This is a genomic window from Streptomyces sp. STAM6 (assembly GCF_054963715.1).
Map to the genome: position 1 here is coordinate 194,578 of NZ_JBUEFZ010000003.1, position 16,213 is coordinate 210,790.

The following is a 16,213-nucleotide window of genomic DNA, read 5'->3' on the forward strand; positions in this document are numbered from 1 at the left end:
GCGGTGAAGGTCAGCCCTGTGGCCACACGGGTCGGTCCTGTGGCCGGGAAGGTCAGCTGGAGGGGCGGAGCCAGACGGCACCGAGTGGCGGCAGGGTGATCTCCGTGCTTGCGGGCAGTCCTTGCCACGGTTCGTCGCGCGCGGCGACGCGTCCCGGGTTGGTGACGCCGCTGCCGCCGTAGGCCGCCGCGTCGGTGTTGAGCACCTCCATCCAGTTCCCGGCCGACGGCAGACCGAGCCGCACCCCGTGCCGTACGGTCGGCTGGAAGTTGTAGACGCACACCAGGACCTCGCCGTCCTCCCCGTACCGGACGAAGGAGTACTGGTTGTCCTGGGCGGCGTCGGCGTCGATCCAGCGGAAGCCCTCGGGCCGGGTGTCCTGGCTCCACAGGGCGGGGTCCGTGGCGTAGGACCGGTTCAGGTCGCGGACGAGGTCCCGCACGCCGGCGTGCGGCGCGTGGCCCGCCAGTGCCCAGTCCGGGCCGCGGTCGTGCGACCACTCGCTGTCCTGGGCGAACTCCTGGCCCATGAACAGGAGCTGTTTGCCGGGGAAGGCCCACATGAAGGCCAGGTACGCGCGCAGGTTGGCCAGCTGCTGCCAGCGGTCGCCGGGCATTTTCGTGAGCAGCGAACCCTTGCCGTGCACGACCTCGTCGTGGCTGATCGGCAGCATGTAGTTCTCGGCGTACGCGTACATCATCGCGAACGTCATGGCGTGGTGGTGGTGCTGCCGGTGCACGGGGTCCTGGGCCATGTACGACAGGGAGTCGTGCATCCAGCCCATGTTCCACTTCAGCCCGAACCCGAGACCGGCCCGGTCGGTGGTGCGGGTGACGCCGTCCCAGGCGGTGGACTCCTCGGCGATGGTGACGACACCGGGGCAGCGCCGGTAGACGGTGGCGTTCATCTCCTGCAGGAACTCGACCGCGTCCAGGTTCTCCCGGCCGCCGTAGGCGTTCGGCAGCCACTCGCCGTCGCGGCGCGAGTAGTCCAGGTAGAGCATCGAGGCGACGGCGTCGACCCGCAGCCCGTCGATGTGGAACTCCTCGCACCAGTAGACCGCGTTGGCGACGAGGAAGTTGCGGACCTCGGTACGGCCGTAGTCGAAGACGAGGGTGCCCCAGTCGGGGTGCTCGCCGCGGCGCGGGTCTGGATGCTCGTAGAGCGGGGTCCCGTCGAAGCGGGCCAGTGCCCAGTCGTCCTTCGGGAAGTGCGCGGGCACCCAGTCGACGATGACCCCGATGCCGGCCTGGTGCAGTGCGTCGACCAGGGCCCGGAAGTCGTCGGGCGAGCCGGGCTTGGCCATCGGCGCGTAGTACGAGGAGACCTGGTAGCCCCAGGAGCCGCCGAAGGGGTGCTCGGCCGGCGGCAGGAACTCGACGTGGGTGAAGCCGAGCGCCTTGACGTAGGCGGGCAGTTCGTTCGCCAGCTCGCGGTAGCCGAGGCCGGGCCGCCAGGAGCCGAGGTGCAGCTCGTAGACGCTCATCGGGGCCCGGGTGGCGTCGCGCTCCCCGCGCCGACGCATCCACGCCCCGTCGTTCCACCGGTGCGTCGAGGTGTGCACGACGGACGCGGTGCCGGGGGCGGCCTCGGCCGAGGAGGCCAGCGGGTCGGCCTTCTGGATCCAGCGGCCGTCGGGGGTGAGGATCTCGTACTTGTACCGGCAGCCCGCGCCGACGCCGGGCACGAACAGCTCCCACACCCCGCTCGCACCGAGCGAGCGCATCGGGTGGGCGCGGCCGTCCCAGTGGTTGAGGTCGCCGACGAGCCGCACGGCCCGCGCGTTCGGCGCCCACACCGCGAAGGCGGTGCCGTGCACCGGGCCGTGGCCGGATTCGTGGGTGCGGACGTTGGCGCCGAGCACCCGCCACAGCTGTTCGTGGCGGCCCTCCCTGATCAGGTGCAGGTCGAGTTCGCCGAGCGTGGGCAGGAAGCGGTACGGGTCGTCGTAGGAGTGGGTCTCGTCGCCGTAGACCGCCGAGACCCGGTAGTCGGGGATGCCGGGGTCCGGCAGCAGTCCGGCGAAGACGCCCCCGCCCTGGTGCCGCAGTGCGGCGAGCGGCTCGCCGGACGGGGTGGTGAGCCGCACGTGCTCGGCGAGGGGGCGCAGGACCCGCACGGTGATCCCGGCGGGTCCCGGGTGGGGCCCGAGCAGCGCGTGCGGGTCGCTGACCTCGCCGGTGAGGAGGCGCTTGAGGTCGGTCGGCGCCGTGTGGACCGTGTCGGTGAGCCCGCCGTCCGTGCTCTTCGTGCCGGGCTCCGCCGCGCCCGGCTTCCCGGTGTCCGTCTTCGTGGTGTCCGTCTTCGTGGAGGCTGCCAGGTCCCTGGTCACGACTTCGTGTTCCCGTCCGTGAATATGTGAGCCACCTGGCGGCGCGGGTCGAGGCACACGTAGTTGACCCGCCCCCATTCGTAGGTGGCGCCGGAAAGCGCGTCATGGACCTGGAACGACTCCGACCGGTCGAGGCCGAGCGCGGGCAGGTCGAGCGAGACGGTCGCCTCGCGGACGCTGTGCGGGTCGAGGTTGAGCACGACGAGCACCCAGTCGTCGCCGTCCCGCTTGGAGTAGCAGACCACCGCGTCGTTGTCGGTCCGGTGGAACCGCAGGTTGCGCAGCTGCTTCAGCGCCGGGTGGTCGCGGCGCAGCTGGTTGAGGGTGCGCAGCAGCGGCGACAGGGAGGTGCCGTCGGCCTCCGCCGCCTCCCAGTCGCGCGGGCGGTACTGGTACTTCTCCGAGTCCAGGTACTCCTCGCTGCCGGGGTCGGCCGCCACGTTCTCGCACAGCTCGAAGCCCGCGTACACGCCCCAGGCGGGGGAGGCGGTGGCGGCGAGGCAGGCCCGCACCTCGAAGGCGGGCCGGCCGCCGTACTGCAGGTAGGCGTGCAGGATGTCCGGGGTGTTCACGAAGAGGTTCGGCCGCAGATAGGCCGCGCTCTCCTCGCCGCCGAGCCCCGCCAGCTCGGACAGGTACGACTCCACCTCGTCCTTGGAGTTGCGCCAGGTGAAGTACGTGTACGACTGGTGGAAGCCCACCCGGGCCAGGCTGTGCAGCATGGCCGGGCGGGTGAACGCCTCGGCGAGGAACAGCACATCGGGGTCGGTGGCGTGCACCGCCTCGATCAGCCGCTCCCAGAACGCCACCGGCTTGGTGTGCGGGTTGTCGACCCGGAAGATCCGTACGCCGTGCGCCATCCAGTGGTGCAGGACGCGCAGGCACTCCTTGTGCAGCCCGTCCGGGTCGGTGTCGAAGTCGATGGGGTAGATGTCCTGGTACTTCTTCGGCGGGTTCTCCGCGTACGCGATGGTGCCGTCGATCCGGTGCCGGAACCACTCGGGGTGGTCCTGCACCCAGGGGTGGTCGGGGGAGCACTGGAGCGCGAAGTCCAGGGCGATCTCCAGGCCCAGTTCAGCGGCCCGGGACACGAAGTGGTCGAAGTCCTCGAGGGTGCCGAGGTCCGGGTGGACGGCGTCGTGGCCGCCGTCGGCGGAGCCGATGGCCCAGGGGGAGCCCGGGTCGTGCGGGCCGGGCGTGAGCGTGTTGTTGGCGCCCTTGCGGTGGGCGGTGCCGATGGGGTGGATCGGCGGCAGGTACACCACGTCGAAGCCCATGTCCGCGACGGCGTCCAGCCGCTTCGCCGCGGTGCGGAACGTCCCCGAGCGGGGTGGCGCGACGACCCCGTCGGCGTCCGGCTCGGTCGGTACGACCGCGCCCTCGGAACGGGGGAAGAACTCGTACCAGGAGCCGAACAGGGCCCGCTCCCGGTCGACCCGCAGGGGCAGCTCGGCCGAGGAGGTCACCAGCTCCCGCAGCGGGCGGGCGCCCAGCAGCGCGGTCACCACGGGCGCGAACGCGGCCGCGAGCCGCTGGTCGGCGCCGAGCCGGGTGTCGCGCAGCCGGGTCACGGCATGCGTCAGCGGGGTCCGTTCGGTCACCGCGAACGCGTCGGCGGCGCGCTCCAGGAGGAGGGCGCCCTCCTCCAGGACGAGCTCCACGTCGATCCCGGCCGGCACCTTCACCTCGGCGGTGTGCCGCCATGTCGCCACGGGGTCGGTCCAGGCCTCCACCCGGTACGTCCAGTCGCCCTCCCGGTCCGCGGAGACGGCCGCGGCGTACCGGTCGGTGCCGGGCGCGGTGAGCCGCATCGGGGTCCACTCGCCGGGCTCACCGTCGGGCCCGGTGAGCACGACGTTCGCGCCGACGGCGTCGTGCCCCTCGCGGAACACGGTCGCGCTGACCTCGAACACCTCCTCGGGCACGGCCCGCGCGGGCCGCCGCCCCTCGTCCACCCGCGGCCGCACGTCGACGATCGGAATCCGGCCCACCGAGGCCCCGAACACCCGCGAGCCCCCGGCCCCCCGGTGCACGCCTTCCCCCACGTGCCCCGCGAGGCCCCCGCGGGCCGCCTCCGCCCCTTCGCCGAGCGAGCCGGCGGCCTCGTCGGCGCCGCCGTACGCGGCCGCGCCGCCACCCTGGCGCTCGGCGCTCTCGGCGACGCCGTTCCCGGCCGCCGTGCCGGCGGGAGCCGCCGCATGGGTGCCCGTATCCGCGAGGGGAGAGTCCGTCGCCCCGGCGGCGGCCGAAGCCCCACCGGGGTGCGGTCCGGCGACCGCAGGGTCTGTGCCGTCGGCCGGCCGTGGCGAGCCGGCACCGGCGGGCGACGGGGCTGTGCCCACCGCCGCGGCCGAGGGGCGGGCGGCGTCCGGGTCGGCGTTCGAGCCCGCGGTGCCGAGCACGGGCGCCTCGGGCGCGCCCACGCCTGCCGGGCCCCCCTCAGGGGCACCGGCGCCGGCCGCGGTGTTCGCTTCCGCGTCCGACGGCGCGGCCACGCCCCCCTCGGGGGTGCCGGTCGCGGCCGCGCCGGCCCCGGCCGGGCGTGCGGCGCCCTTGGCGTTCCGCTTCTTCGTCCTGCCTTGCATCGTCATGCCTCCTCGCACCGGGGTGCGGTCGCTGATAGGGGGGAGGGGGGCCGGTTCACCGGCGGATCGCCGTGGTGCCGTTGCTCACCGCGGAGATGAGCCGGCGATACCCCGCGACCAGCGGATGGTGCGGGTACGCCGGGCTGAACAACCGCTCTCCGGCGAGCGACGCCATCTCCGGCGCGTACGGCAGGACGGCGGTGATGGGGGTGTCGTACGCCGTCTCCACGTCGTTGCGCAGTCGCTCGTGCACCACGCCGTCCGGCACCATGCTCAGCGCCACGCTGACCCGGACGCAGCCCAGCCGGTTGGCCAGCGCCATGGTCTCGCGGGCGCCCGCGAGGTCCAGCCGGTCCGCCCGGGTGACGATCACCAGGGCGTCGGAGCTGGCCATGGCCGTCACCGTCTCGTTGTTGAACCCGGCGTGCGTGTCGAGCAGCAGCACATCGAGGGCCAGCAGGTCGATCAGCCGGTCGAAGCCCTCGCGGAGCAGCCCGACGTCGTACCCGCGGCCCATGATCTCGTTGATGCCGGCGGCCCGGCTGCGGGCCGGCACCAGGAACACCCCGTCGTGCCCGACGTCCGCCCGGCACGGGTAGGCGGCGTCCTCGATCTCGCAGTGGCCGATCAGGTAGTCGGACAGGGAGCGCCGTACGGCCGGGACGGTGTCGCCGAACATCACGTCCAGCGCCGGTGTCTGGATGTCGGTGTCCACCAGCGCGACCCGGCGGCCCGCGGAGGCCAGGAGCAGCGCGAGGTTCGCGGCCGTACTGGACTTGCCCGTCCCCCCTCGGTAGGAGTGCACGGTGATGATCTGCGACATGGGTTCCGTCCGGTGAGTCGTGGGTCAGGCGAGCTCGGGCTCGGGCCGCGGCCCGGTTTCGTTGTCCGGTACACGTTCCGGGACGCGCCAGTGGACGGCCATCATCGTGATGTCGTCCGACTGTTCGGACGGGCCGACGAACTCGCTGAGCACCCCGTCCATGTGGTCGAGCAGCTCCTCACCGCGCACCGCCGCCATCGACAGCTGCCGCAGCATCTGCTCCTCGCCGAAGAACTCGCCCGTCATCGACCGTGCCTCGGTCACCCCGTCCGTGTAGATGAACAGGGTGTCGCCGGGGCTGATCTGGGCGTACCCCAGCGAGAAGGCGACGTCGGGGATGACCCCGACGGCCGGCCCGGTGGGTTCGAGCAGCACGGGGTCCTGGCCGCTCGCGCTCACCAGGACCGGCGGGTTGTGGCCGCCGTTGATGTAGACCAGGTTCCCGGTGACCGGGTCCAGGACGCCGAAGAACATGGTGGCGAAGTAGCCCTGCCTGATGTGGTTCCTGGTCAGGTAGTTGTTGGTGCCGACGACGGCGTTCAGCAGCGGGGTCGCGCCGACGACCGGTATGGCCCGGCTCTGCTCGCGCCAGCCGGTCTCCTCGCCCAGTAAATCGGCGGCGATCAGGCTCTGCAGCCCGCTCTGCTCGGCGGTGTGCCGCAGCAGGCTGCGGATCAGCGCCATGAACAGCGCCGCACCGACGCCCTTGTCACAGACATCGGCCACGACCAGCGCCAGCCGCCGGTTGTTGACCAGCTCGAACACGTCGTAGAAGTCGCCCGCGACGGTCCGCGCCGGACGGAACCTGACGTGGATCTCCCAGTCGTCGGGGCTGGGCAGCGCGTCCGGCAGGAAACCCATCTGGATCTCCCGTCCGATCTCCAGCTCCCGCTCGTAGCTGAGGAGTTCGGCACGCGCCGTGACGTCCTCCATGGTCCGGGTGAAATTGGCCCGCTCGTGACAGTCCCGCAGCCGCGCCCGTACCAGGTCCGGGTAGAACGGCGGCACCAGGTAGTCGGAGCCGGCGTGGATGTGGCTGCCGAGCAGATGCAGATCGTGCTCGGCGAAAGCCACCACGGTGGGCCGCTGGCCCTCGTCGTCGAGCCGGCGGGCCACCGCTCTGACGGTGTGCGGTGACAGACCTGCGTACGCCAAGAGGACCTCCGTGGCGGGAAGCTGTCCGTGCTGGACGACCAGCACGTCCGCGGGTGTCCTGATCCGCACGACGGCGCCGACGCTGTCCAGCGCCTTCAGCAGCTCGGAAGGCGCGCTGCGATGCTCGTCCAGCAGCAGCACATTGGTCTGCAACATGTCACCTCATCAGTCCACGAAACGGTCCCGGACCGGTCGTCCGGGACGCGCCGGTCTATCCCTTCGACGCGCGATTCATCACGAGCGTGCTGACATTGCGGCCCGCCACCAGCTCGTACTCGAAGGAGTCCACGGCGGTGAAGGCCAGGAAGACGCCGAGCCCCCCGATCTGCCGCTCGGCGAGCGGCACATCGAGGGCAGGTGCCCGCATCCCCTGACGGGGGTCGAACGCCGGGGCGTCGTCCTCGAAGCGCACCCACACCTGGTCCGGGTCGACGCCTCCGTCCACCGAGATCTCGCCCGCGGCCCCCCGGTACCCGTGCATGACGATGTTGGTCGCCAGTTCGTCGGCGGCCAGCCGCAGCCGGTACAGGGAGCTCTCCGGAAGACCGGCCCGCGCCCCCAGCCCGAGCACGAACTCGGCGACCCGGTCGAGATCGGAGAGCCGCGCGGGGACGCGCAGCGCACCCGACGGCCACTCGCCGGACAGGGGGTGCCCGGCGAGGACACATCCGGACGGCAGGTCGCAGCGCCGGTCGGAGGGTTCCGACGCGCCGGACGCACCGGGTGCGGCACCGGAGTCGAGGGCCATCTCTGCTCGCCTCCCTAGGCGTCGATCAGATCGATGCTGTGGTCGAACCCGGCCAGCCTGATCGTGTGGGCGACCGGCTCGGTGGCGCCGACGACGGCGATGCGCACGTCGTCACCCATCTTCTGGCGGGCGAACACCAGGGACCGCAGGCCCGCGCTGGACATGTAGGACAGCTTCTCGGCCCGGATCACCAGCTCGATCGCGCCGGCCGCGGCCGCCTGGTCGATCGTCTCGTGGAACTGGGCGGCGCTGGACGCGTCGAGCTCGCCGTTCAGCTCGATCGTCGCCACGCGGTCGTTGACCCTCAGCCTTACGTCGAAGGACACGGTCGGTCTCCTTTGGTTACGTCGGTGTGTGTACGGGCCGGCCGACGAGGATCACCGCGGAGTGCGCGCCCAGGTGGTAGCGGCCCGGGTGCTCCAGCAGGGGTTCCTCGCCCAGCGGGTGCAGGCCGTAGGGCATCAGGGCGCCGGTGTCGGCGAACAGGTGCCATGCCTGCCCGTCCGGGAGCTGCGGCAGCTCCAGGTCGTGCGATTCCCAGTGGGCGTTGACGGCGACGTAGACGTGGTCGTCGGGGACGCCGCCCTTGGCGTGGTGGCCGCAGCGCATCAGGGCCACGACCCGGCAGTGGTCGGCCCAGTCGGGGTGCCAGGCCCGTACTCCGTGCCAGCTGACGTCGGGGTAGCCGCTGCCCATGGAGTCGATGCCGCGTGGATGCTCGGTGTTGCGGAGCACCGGGTGCGCGTGCCGGAAGGCGATCAGGCCGCGGGTGAACTCCAGGAGCTCGGCGTTGGCCTCGACGAGGCCCCAGTCGAACCAGGACAGCTCGTTGTCCTGGCAGTACGTGTTGTTGTTGCCGAGCTGGGTGCGGCCCACCTCGTCACCCGCCAGGATCATCGGGACGCCCTGGCTGGTGAGCAGGATGGCCAGCATGTTCTTCATCTGGCGCAGCCGCAGGTCACGCACGTGCGGGGAGGCGCTCGGTCCTTCCTCGCCGCAGTTCCAGCTGTGGTTGTCGTTGGCGCCGTCGTTGTTGCTCTCGCCGTTGGCCTCGTTGTGCTTGTCGTTGTAGGAGACCAGGTCGCTCAGCGTGAAGCCGTCGTGTGCGGTGACGAAGTTGATCGAGGCCGTCGCGGTGCGGCCCCAGTAGAGGTCGGGCGAGCCGGCCATCCGGGTGGCGAGCTCACCGGCGAGTCCGGGCTCGCCCTTGATGAACTTGCGCACCGCGTCGCGGTACTTTCCGTTCCACTCCGACCAGCGGCCGTAGTTGGGGAAGTTGCCGACCTGGTAGAGCCCGGCCGCGTCCCAGGCCTCGGCGATCAGCTTGGTGTGCCGCAGGATCGGGTCGTGCGCGAGCTGTTCGAGCAGGGGCGGGTTGGGCAGCGGGGTGCCGTCCGGGGCCCGGTCCAGGATGGCCGCCAGGTCGAAGCGGAACCCGTCGATGTGGTACTCGGCGACCCAGTGGCGCAGACAGCCCAGCACGAAGTCCCGCACCACCGGGTGGTTGCAGTTGACGGTGTTGCCGGTGCCGCTGAAGTTGTAGTAGTCGCCGTGCGGGGTGAGCATGTAGTACGTGGCGTTGTCGAGGCCGCGGAACGAGATCGTCGGCCCGTGCTCGTTGCCCTCGGCCGTGTGGTTGAACACGACGTCCAGGACGACCTCGATGCCGGCCTTGTGCAACTCCTTGACCAGCGACTTGAACTCGTCGGCCTGCATGCCGAACCGGCCCGTGGCCGCGTAGCCGGCCTTGGGCGCGAAGAACGAGACGGTGTTGTAGCCCCAGTAGTTGTGCAGGCGCTCCCCGGTCACCGGATTGGTCCGGGGGTTGTCCAGCTCGTCGAACTCGAAGATCGGCAGCAGCTCGACGCAGTTGATCCCGAGCTCCTTCAGGTACGGGATCTTCTCCCGCAGTCCCGCGTAGGTGCCCGGCGCCTGCACCCCCGACGAGGGGTGCCGGGTGAAGCCGCGCACATGGGTCTCGTAGATGACGAGATCCTCGGTCGGGATCCGCAGCGGGGTGTCGTCGCCCCAGTCGAAGTCGTCGTTCACGACCTGGGCGCGGTACTGGTACACATCGCTCCAGTCCGGCTCCCGCCCCCACACGTCCCGGCCCGACACGAGCCGGGCGTACGGGTCGCTGAGCACCCGGCGGGCGTCGAAACGGTCGCCGGCCACCGGGTCGAAGGGGCCGTCGGCGCGGAACCCGTACTCGAGGTTCTCCACGTCGAGCCCGAACACCGTCATCGCGTACACGCTGCCCGTGCGGAACTCCGGGGGGAACTCCAGCTCCGCGGTCGGCCGGGCCGCGCCACGCTCGAAGAGCACCAGGCTCATCGAGGTGGCGCGGTCCGAGTAGACCGAGAAGTTGACCCCGCCGGGCACCGGGACGGCCCCGTACGGGAACGGGCGGCCGGCCCGCACCCGATAGCCGCCGATCCGGTGCGTGGGGTAGGCGTCGACGCGCTCACGCATCTCCTGGACGTCCTGCGGGCTCATCGCGCCGCCCGCTCCAGCTCGGAGTCCACGTCCTCGCCGATCCGGAAGAAGTCCAGGAACCCGGTGGCGTTCATGACGAATGTGACCTCCTCCGACAGGCCGACCAGGGTGATGCGGGCCTCCACCTGCTGGGCCCGCCGGTGCACGATCAGCAGCGTGCGCAGACCGGCACTGGAGACGTAGGAGACGCCGGTGAGATCGACGAGGACCTCGGCGCCCTGCCGGATGAACGGCAGCAGCTGCGCCTGCAGCCCTCCGGACGTGGTGCTGTTGATCTCGCCGTCGAGCGCGATCACCGTGATGTCGCCCTCGGACCGCGCGTTGACCCTGACGGTCATCCCGTCACCTCCTTGCGGCCGCCACCCGGGGCGAGGCGGACCTTGACCTTGACGCGGCCCGAGGTCTCGGGCAGCCGGACGGTCAGCGCCTCCGCCTGGAAGTCGGCGTGCGGCTCGCCCTCGATGTCGACGGACTCGATCCGCACGGAACCGGCCGGCAGCAGGTCGGGGGAGACACGCAGCAGACGGCCCTCCAGGAGGGACGGGTCGGGCTTGAACCAGAAGTCCATCGCCTTGCCGTTGACCAGCAGGTTGTTGTAGACGGCGGCCAGGTAGCAGAGCTCCGCCGAGTGGTACATGCTCATCGAGTGGCTGCCCTTGAGCCGCTCGACCCCCAGCAGGTACGGCAGGCCGTTCGCCAGGGTGTTGAAGTAGACGGCGCCCTCGTCGTGGTCGAGGAAGAACGCGTTGTAGAAGGACTGGGCGTCCCGCGCCTCGTCACGGAAGTCCTCACGGCCGGTGATGCCGTGCAGGATGAGGTAGGCGAGGATCGCCTGCTCCTGCTGCCACCACGCCTTGCGGTCGTGCCAGGCGAAGCGGAACTGCTCCTCGCCGTCGGCCTTGATGCGCTCCACCACGTCGTACCAGCCGCCGCGCTGGCGGTCGCCGCCGACGTCGGGCATGGTCTCGCCGATGGAGGCGGCCGTCTCCAGGTACTCGGGCTTGGGCCGCAGGCTGTGCATCCGCATCAGGTTCCAGGCGATCTTCAGGTTGTGGCCGACGACAGCCCGGTTCTGCTGCCAGCCGTGCGTGGTGTCGTGCGACCAGTCCTGGTGGAATCGTTCCTGCACGAACGGGCTGTGCTTCGGGTCCGGGAACCGCTCGACGATCGTGTCGAAGGTGTACTCCAGCATGTCGGCGTATTTCCGCTCACCGGTCGCCAGGTACAGGTTGATCAGGTACGCGGGCGCGTGGTCACCGACGGAGTTCCAGTTCTTCCGGGACTTGTTCGGCCCGAGCGAGTCGTGGTGCGGGCTCAGCAGGATCGGGTCGATGTGCGAGAAGTACCCGCCGTGCTCCGGGTCCAGGTAGAACCGGTCGAACAGGCGCAGCGTGGCGTCCGCGTCGTCCTTGATCCGCGGGTCACCGGTGATCCGGTAGGTCTGGATCGGCCCGGCCAGCGCGTAGATCTGCTCGTACGCCGGCAGCGCGTCGTAGTCGTCGGAGAACTCCGAGGTGAACAGCTTCTTCTCGATGTCCCCGTCGATCGACAGACCGTGGTACCAGTACACGACGTTCTCGTCGGTGTCGACGAACCGCATGTGCTCGCGCAGGTACTCGGTGCCGCGCTCGGCGACCTCCAGGTACTCGTCCTCACCGGTGAGCAGGAACGCCGACGCCATGCCGAAGACCAGCCGGGAGATCGTGTCGGTCTCCTGGACGTGGCTGGCGGTCTTCTCGCCGCCGAGCCGGATCTCGGTGCGGTACTCGTCGAAGTCGACGGGTCCGTCACCGAACTGGGCCTTGCGGTAGAAGCCGGCGATCTCCCGGATCTGCCGCACCCACCAGCCCGCCTCCTCGAAGCGGAAGTCGTCGCCCTGGCGCCCCACGAAGATCAGCCGCTTGGCCTCGAACCGCATCCCCTCGCCCCGGGGGTAGAAGATGCCGTACGCGAGGACGAACGCGCCCTCCTGGAGCAGCTCGTCGATGTGGCCGGAGGCGTCCTGGTACGGCTCGCCCAGGTTGTGCAGCAGCTCCGCGCTCGGGCCGCCGTCCAGGGAGATCGCGAACTCCTTGCCGCCCGGCGTGATCACGGTGACGACCCGGGCCTCGCGGTCGAAGCGCGTGACGCGGCCCGCGACGGTGTCGGAGAACGTGAAGTTCACGGAGTCGGATGTGGCAGACATGGCTTTCACGCCCCTCGCAGCACGAGCTCGTCGATGATGGTCCTGGCGAACAGATGGCAGTGGTCGCCCGTCCTCGCGGTGACCAGGTCGCCGTCGACGACGACGTCCTGGTCGACGTAGTTGGCGCCCATGTTGCGCACATCACCGATGAGGTTGTTGTGGCAGACGACCTTGCGACCCCGGACGACATAGGGGATGGACGCGGCGAGCCACATGCCGTGGCAGATGATCCCCTTGACCACGCCCGACCGGGCGAACGCCCGGCGCAGCAGGTCCGTGGCCGGCGCCAGCTGCTCGATGTCCTCGGTGTAGCGCAGCCGGTCGGCGACCATGCCGGACGGCACGATCAGCGCGCTGTACTCGCGCAGCCGGCGGTCGTCGAGCTCCTCCAGGCTGCGGGTCACGGTCAGCGGCGCACGGTACTCGTGGCCGGTGAAGGTGATCGACTTGTTGCCCCACAGCCGGGTCAGGAAGTCGACGCGCGCTCCTTCCTCGGCGAACCGGCGCTGGTAGTAGGCGATTTCGGGCTCGTAGAAGTCGCTCTCCGCCAGGATGGCGATCCTGCGCCCGCTGAGTACCCCGTCGCGTGAAGGTGTCTCAGCCACGATTTCCCCCTTCAGTGGTACGCAGATCGATGAGGAACGGCTTGTCGTCGCTGAGTATCCGCTTCACCGCGTACGCCACCTGCTCGTGGTCGTCGACCCGCAGGGCGTCGACGCCGAACCCCTGGGCGATCTGGCTGAAGCCCAGATCGGGGTGGGACAGGTCGAACGGCGTCGGATGCGCGTGCAGCGGGACGTCCCGCTCCCGCCAGTACTGCTCGATGTTGAGGTCGAGCAGCTTGTAGCTGCGGTTGTTGCAGATCACGAACTTGGCGCCGACGTTGTGCCGGACCGCGGTGTACAGCGCCTGGAACGTGTACATCGAGCCGCCGTCGCCGGTGAAACCGATCACGGTCTTGTCCGGGTGCGCCAGCTTGATGCCGATGGCGCCCGGGATGCCGACGCCCAGCGAACCACCACGGGTGGAGAACCAGTGGCCCGGCAGCCGCCCGGGCAGATGGGCGTTCAGCGGGCCGGCCGCGGTCAGCGCCTCGTCGAAGACCATCAGGTCCTCGGGCGCCTGACCGGCCAGCTCCCGCAGGAAGTGGTGGAGCAGCGAGCCGTCGTCCTCGGGCCCCTCGGGCTGCTCGCGGCGGCGGGACTCCAGCCGCCCCGAAGCAAGCGCCCGGGCCTCCGCGGAGAGCCGGCCCTCCAGCTCGGTGGCGAGTGCCGCGAGGGTGGCCCTGGGGTCGGCGACCAGGCCCAGCGTCACGGGGTGGTTCTTGGCGATCTCGTACCCGTCGAGATCGATGTGGACGATCTTGGCGTCCTCCCGGAACGGGTTGTCCAGGACCGGGAACACCTCGGGGAACACATAGGTGCCGACGATCAGCACCGCGTCCGCGTCCTTCACCGCGGCCCGGCTGACCTCACCGAACATATGGCCCAGCTGGCCCCGGTAGAGCGGGTGCCGGGCGTCCAGGTTCACCTCGGAGAAGTCCACGCCCCACACGTCGGCGCCCAGCTGCTCGGCGACCCGTACCAGCTCCGCCTGCCCGCCGGACGCCGAGACGCCGTCCCCCACCAGGACGATCGGCTTCTCGGCGCCGGCCAGCAGCCGCGCGGCCTGTTCGACGAGCGAGGGAACCGGTGCCGTGCGGGTCTCCAGGAACGTGCTCGGGACGACCGGCTCGGTGTTGACCGCGTCCAGCACATCGAGCGGAAGGGAGACGAAGACCGGCCCGCGCGGCGGCGTCATCGCGATCTTCATGGCGCGGCGCAGCACCCGCAGCACGGAGTTCGGGTCGGTGACCCGAGTCGCGTACTTGGTGACGGGCTCCGCCATGGCGACCAGGTCGGCCGCCATCTGCGCGTCCATCGCGTCGTACTTGACCCCGGCCTCGCCGGCGATCACGACGAGCGGCGAGTGGCCGCGCTTGGCCTGGTACAGCATGCCGATGCCGTTGCCGAGACCGACGCCGCTGTGGAGCTGCAACAGGGCCGGACGGCCGGTGGCACGGGCGTACCCGTCCGCGATACCGGCGGCGACCGTCTCCTGCAGGGTCAGGATGTACTGGAGGTCGTCGTACTCCTCCAGTGCGTCCAGGAATCCCTGCTCGACCGTTCCTGGATTGCCGAACATGTAGGGAATTCCATCAGCGAGGAATTGCTCGATGATCGCCGCGTTACCCTGCCTGGCCATGTCTTCCTTCTCTCGATTCGGTGAGCCGTTGAATTACCAGCCGTAGCGGCGGAGCCCGTCCTCGAGAACCTCGACGACCTTCTCACCGGTCAGGTAGGAATCCGGAGTGGAACGCCCGGTGATGAACGGGTAGTCCACGATCACGGAGGTGTCCTTGCCGAAATTGCCGTGGTAACGGCCCTCGGGGCCGGTGGCGTCGCGCAGGATGTACTCCAGCGGATACGGCGGGGGACCGATGACGAAATCGGTGTTGAGGAAACCCGTCCCGTCCTTGTAGTCGTACTCCTTGCAGTGACCGGTGACGTGCTTGCCCCAGATGATGGACTTGCGGTCCTCCCAGTCACGGGCGAAGGCCAGCGGGGCCACGCCGTAGCACTCGGCCGCGATCGGCTTGTCGGCGCGCAGGAAGGCCAGGATGATCTGGTGCACCCGCTCGTTGTTGGCGAGGTCCACGACCGGGCCGGAGCCGCCCACGATCAGCAGGGCGTCGTACTCCTCCAGCTCGTTCGCCACCACGTCGAGGGCGCGGTGGTACGCCTCCAGCTTCCGCAGGTAGTTGTCGTCCGCGGTGTACGGGCGCTCGGGCACCCAGCTGGAGATGTCGATCGGGTCGGCCAGCCGGTCCGACTCGTCGATCTGCCGGGTCAGCTTGGCGACCTCCTCGGAGGTCACGGACTTCCCGAGCGGCGGGTCGATGTACGTCGGGTCCATGCTCGGCGGGAGCGCGTGCGGCTGCTTGCCGGTGGGGGTCGCGAACACGACCTCGTATCCGCGCTGGTCGAAGTGGTGCAGCGGCCCGACGAGCTCCTCGCCCCAGTAGCCGTACTCCGACAGAATCACGAGGATCTTCTTGGCGTTCCTTCTGGCCACGCCTGCTCCTTCGGTAATCGGTGGGCGGATCAGCGGGCCTCGGGACCGATGATCCAGTTCTCCTTCACGGCGAGGGAGAACACGTACTTCGGGTCGGCGACCTCCTCGCGGGCGGCCGCGACCTGACCGGTGAAGTACGGCGAACGCAGCGCCTCCTGAAGGGCGGCGACGTCGTCGAACCAGAGCTGCTCGACGCTGTCGAAGCCGGCCTCGCCGAAGACGTAGGCGCCGTCCACGGTGTGCGCGTGCAGATAGCGGCGCAGCCCGGGCGTGGCGCTGACCACCGAGGCGTACGAGCCGAGCGTCTGCTTGCGGTAGTCCTCCAGGGCGAGGCCCGGCCGCCGCTTGAGCAGCACGGTGAGCTTGACCCAGTCCTGGCCCTTGGCGAGCGCCGGACCGGGGACGATCTCGTAGGCCGTGGTGTCGACGACGATGGTCTGCCAGAAGGCGGCCCACTTGGGCTCGTCGAGCCGGGCGCCCTGGAGGAACTCCTCGGTCTGCAGCGAGGCCAGCTGCTCCTCGCCGTTCGCCAGCCAGATCTCGGCGATGCCCTGGTGCGGGAGCGCCGGCGTGCCGAGGTCGGCGCCGGTCTCGACCCGGGTGTCGACCATGTACTTGCGGATCTGCGGGATCTTCGCCGCGTAGTTCACCGCGTGGACGTCGACCCAGTAGTCCTGGAACTCCTGGGCGGTCATGCCCGGCTTGGGCGCCGCCAGAATGAACTGGTGAATCATGGGAATTCTCCTTTTCCCCCGGGACATGAGAAGGCTCGCAC

At 70.2% G+C, this 16,213-nt stretch carries 13 protein-coding genes; all 13 read right to left on the reverse strand.

Features of this window, described 5'->3' with window-relative positions:
• Nucleotides 1-52: 52 nt before the first annotated feature.
• The 13 genes from glgB to ACY34K_RS05710 all read right to left on the reverse strand — a co-directional run bounded on the left by glgB (nt 53) and on the right by ACY34K_RS05710 (nt 16,172).
• On the reverse strand, nt 53-2,410 hold the full coding sequence (glgB, locus tag ACY34K_RS05650; protein WP_462744344.1) for a 1,4-alpha-glucan branching protein GlgB: 2,358 nt from the start codon (nt 2,408-2,410) through the stop codon (nt 53-55).
• Nucleotides 2,329-4,338, reverse strand: coding sequence for an alpha-1,4-glucan--maltose-1-phosphate maltosyltransferase (locus tag ACY34K_RS05655; protein WP_462744784.1), 2,010 nt, complete (start codon nt 4,336-4,338; stop codon nt 2,329-2,331). The genes glgB and ACY34K_RS05655 overlap by 82 nt, the downstream gene beginning before the upstream one ends.
• 634 nt (nt 4,339-4,972) lie before the next feature.
• Nucleotides 4,973-5,740, reverse strand: coding sequence for a MinD/ParA family ATP-binding protein (locus tag ACY34K_RS05660; RefSeq protein ID WP_462744346.1), 768 nt, complete (start codon nt 5,738-5,740; stop codon nt 4,973-4,975).
• Nucleotides 5,741-5,764: 24 nt separating this feature from the next.
• Nucleotides 5,765-7,051: a PP2C family protein-serine/threonine phosphatase gene (locus ACY34K_RS05665; protein ID WP_462744348.1), complete on the reverse strand. Its 1,287-nt coding sequence runs from the start codon at nt 7,049-7,051 to the stop codon at nt 5,765-5,767.
• Nucleotides 7,052-7,106: 55 nt separating this feature from the next.
• The gene (locus ACY34K_RS05670) at nt 7,107-7,643 is read right to left on the reverse strand and encodes an ATP-binding protein (RefSeq protein ID WP_462744350.1); all 537 of its coding nucleotides are present in this window, start codon (nt 7,641-7,643) and stop codon (nt 7,107-7,109) included.
• Nucleotides 7,644-7,657: 14 nt separating this feature from the next.
• Nucleotides 7,658-7,969 (reverse strand): anti-sigma factor antagonist, encoded by a 312-nt coding sequence (locus ACY34K_RS05675; RefSeq protein WP_462744352.1) that lies wholly within the window; start codon nt 7,967-7,969, stop codon nt 7,658-7,660.
• A gap of 16 nt (nt 7,970-7,985) precedes the next feature.
• Nucleotides 7,986-10,139, reverse strand: a complete 2,154-nt coding sequence (gene glgX / locus ACY34K_RS05680) for a glycogen debranching protein GlgX (RefSeq protein WP_462744354.1) — start codon at nt 10,137-10,139, stop codon at nt 7,986-7,988.
• Complete coding sequence (locus tag ACY34K_RS05685; RefSeq protein WP_462744356.1) at nt 10,136-10,477, reverse strand: STAS domain-containing protein; 342 nt, start codon at nt 10,475-10,477, stop codon at nt 10,136-10,138. Before ACY34K_RS05685 ends, glgX begins: the two co-directional genes overlap by 4 nt.
• Nucleotides 10,474-12,324, reverse strand: a complete 1,851-nt coding sequence (locus ACY34K_RS05690; RefSeq protein ID WP_462744357.1) for an AGE family epimerase/isomerase — start codon at nt 12,322-12,324, stop codon at nt 10,474-10,476. The genes ACY34K_RS05685 and ACY34K_RS05690 overlap by 4 nt, the downstream gene beginning before the upstream one ends.
• Nucleotides 12,325-12,329: 5 nt before the next feature.
• The gene (locus ACY34K_RS05695) at nt 12,330-12,932 is read right to left on the reverse strand and encodes a DJ-1/PfpI family protein (RefSeq protein WP_462744786.1); all 603 of its coding nucleotides are present in this window, start codon (nt 12,930-12,932) and stop codon (nt 12,330-12,332) included.
• On the reverse strand, nt 12,922-14,568 hold the full coding sequence (locus ACY34K_RS05700; RefSeq protein WP_462744359.1) for a thiamine pyrophosphate-binding protein: 1,647 nt from the start codon (nt 14,566-14,568) through the stop codon (nt 12,922-12,924). The genes ACY34K_RS05695 and ACY34K_RS05700 overlap by 11 nt, the downstream gene beginning before the upstream one ends.
• Nucleotides 14,569-14,601: 33 nt before the next feature.
• A complete protein-coding gene (locus ACY34K_RS05705; RefSeq protein WP_462744361.1) occupies nt 14,602-15,438 on the reverse strand; it encodes a type 1 glutamine amidotransferase domain-containing protein in 837 nt (278 codons plus the stop codon).
• A 29-nt stretch (nt 15,439-15,467) separates the two neighbouring features.
• Nucleotides 15,468-16,172, reverse strand: a complete 705-nt coding sequence (locus ACY34K_RS05710; protein ID WP_462744363.1) for an EthD domain-containing protein — start codon at nt 16,170-16,172, stop codon at nt 15,468-15,470.
• Between the last annotated feature and the right edge of the window lie 41 nt (nt 16,173-16,213).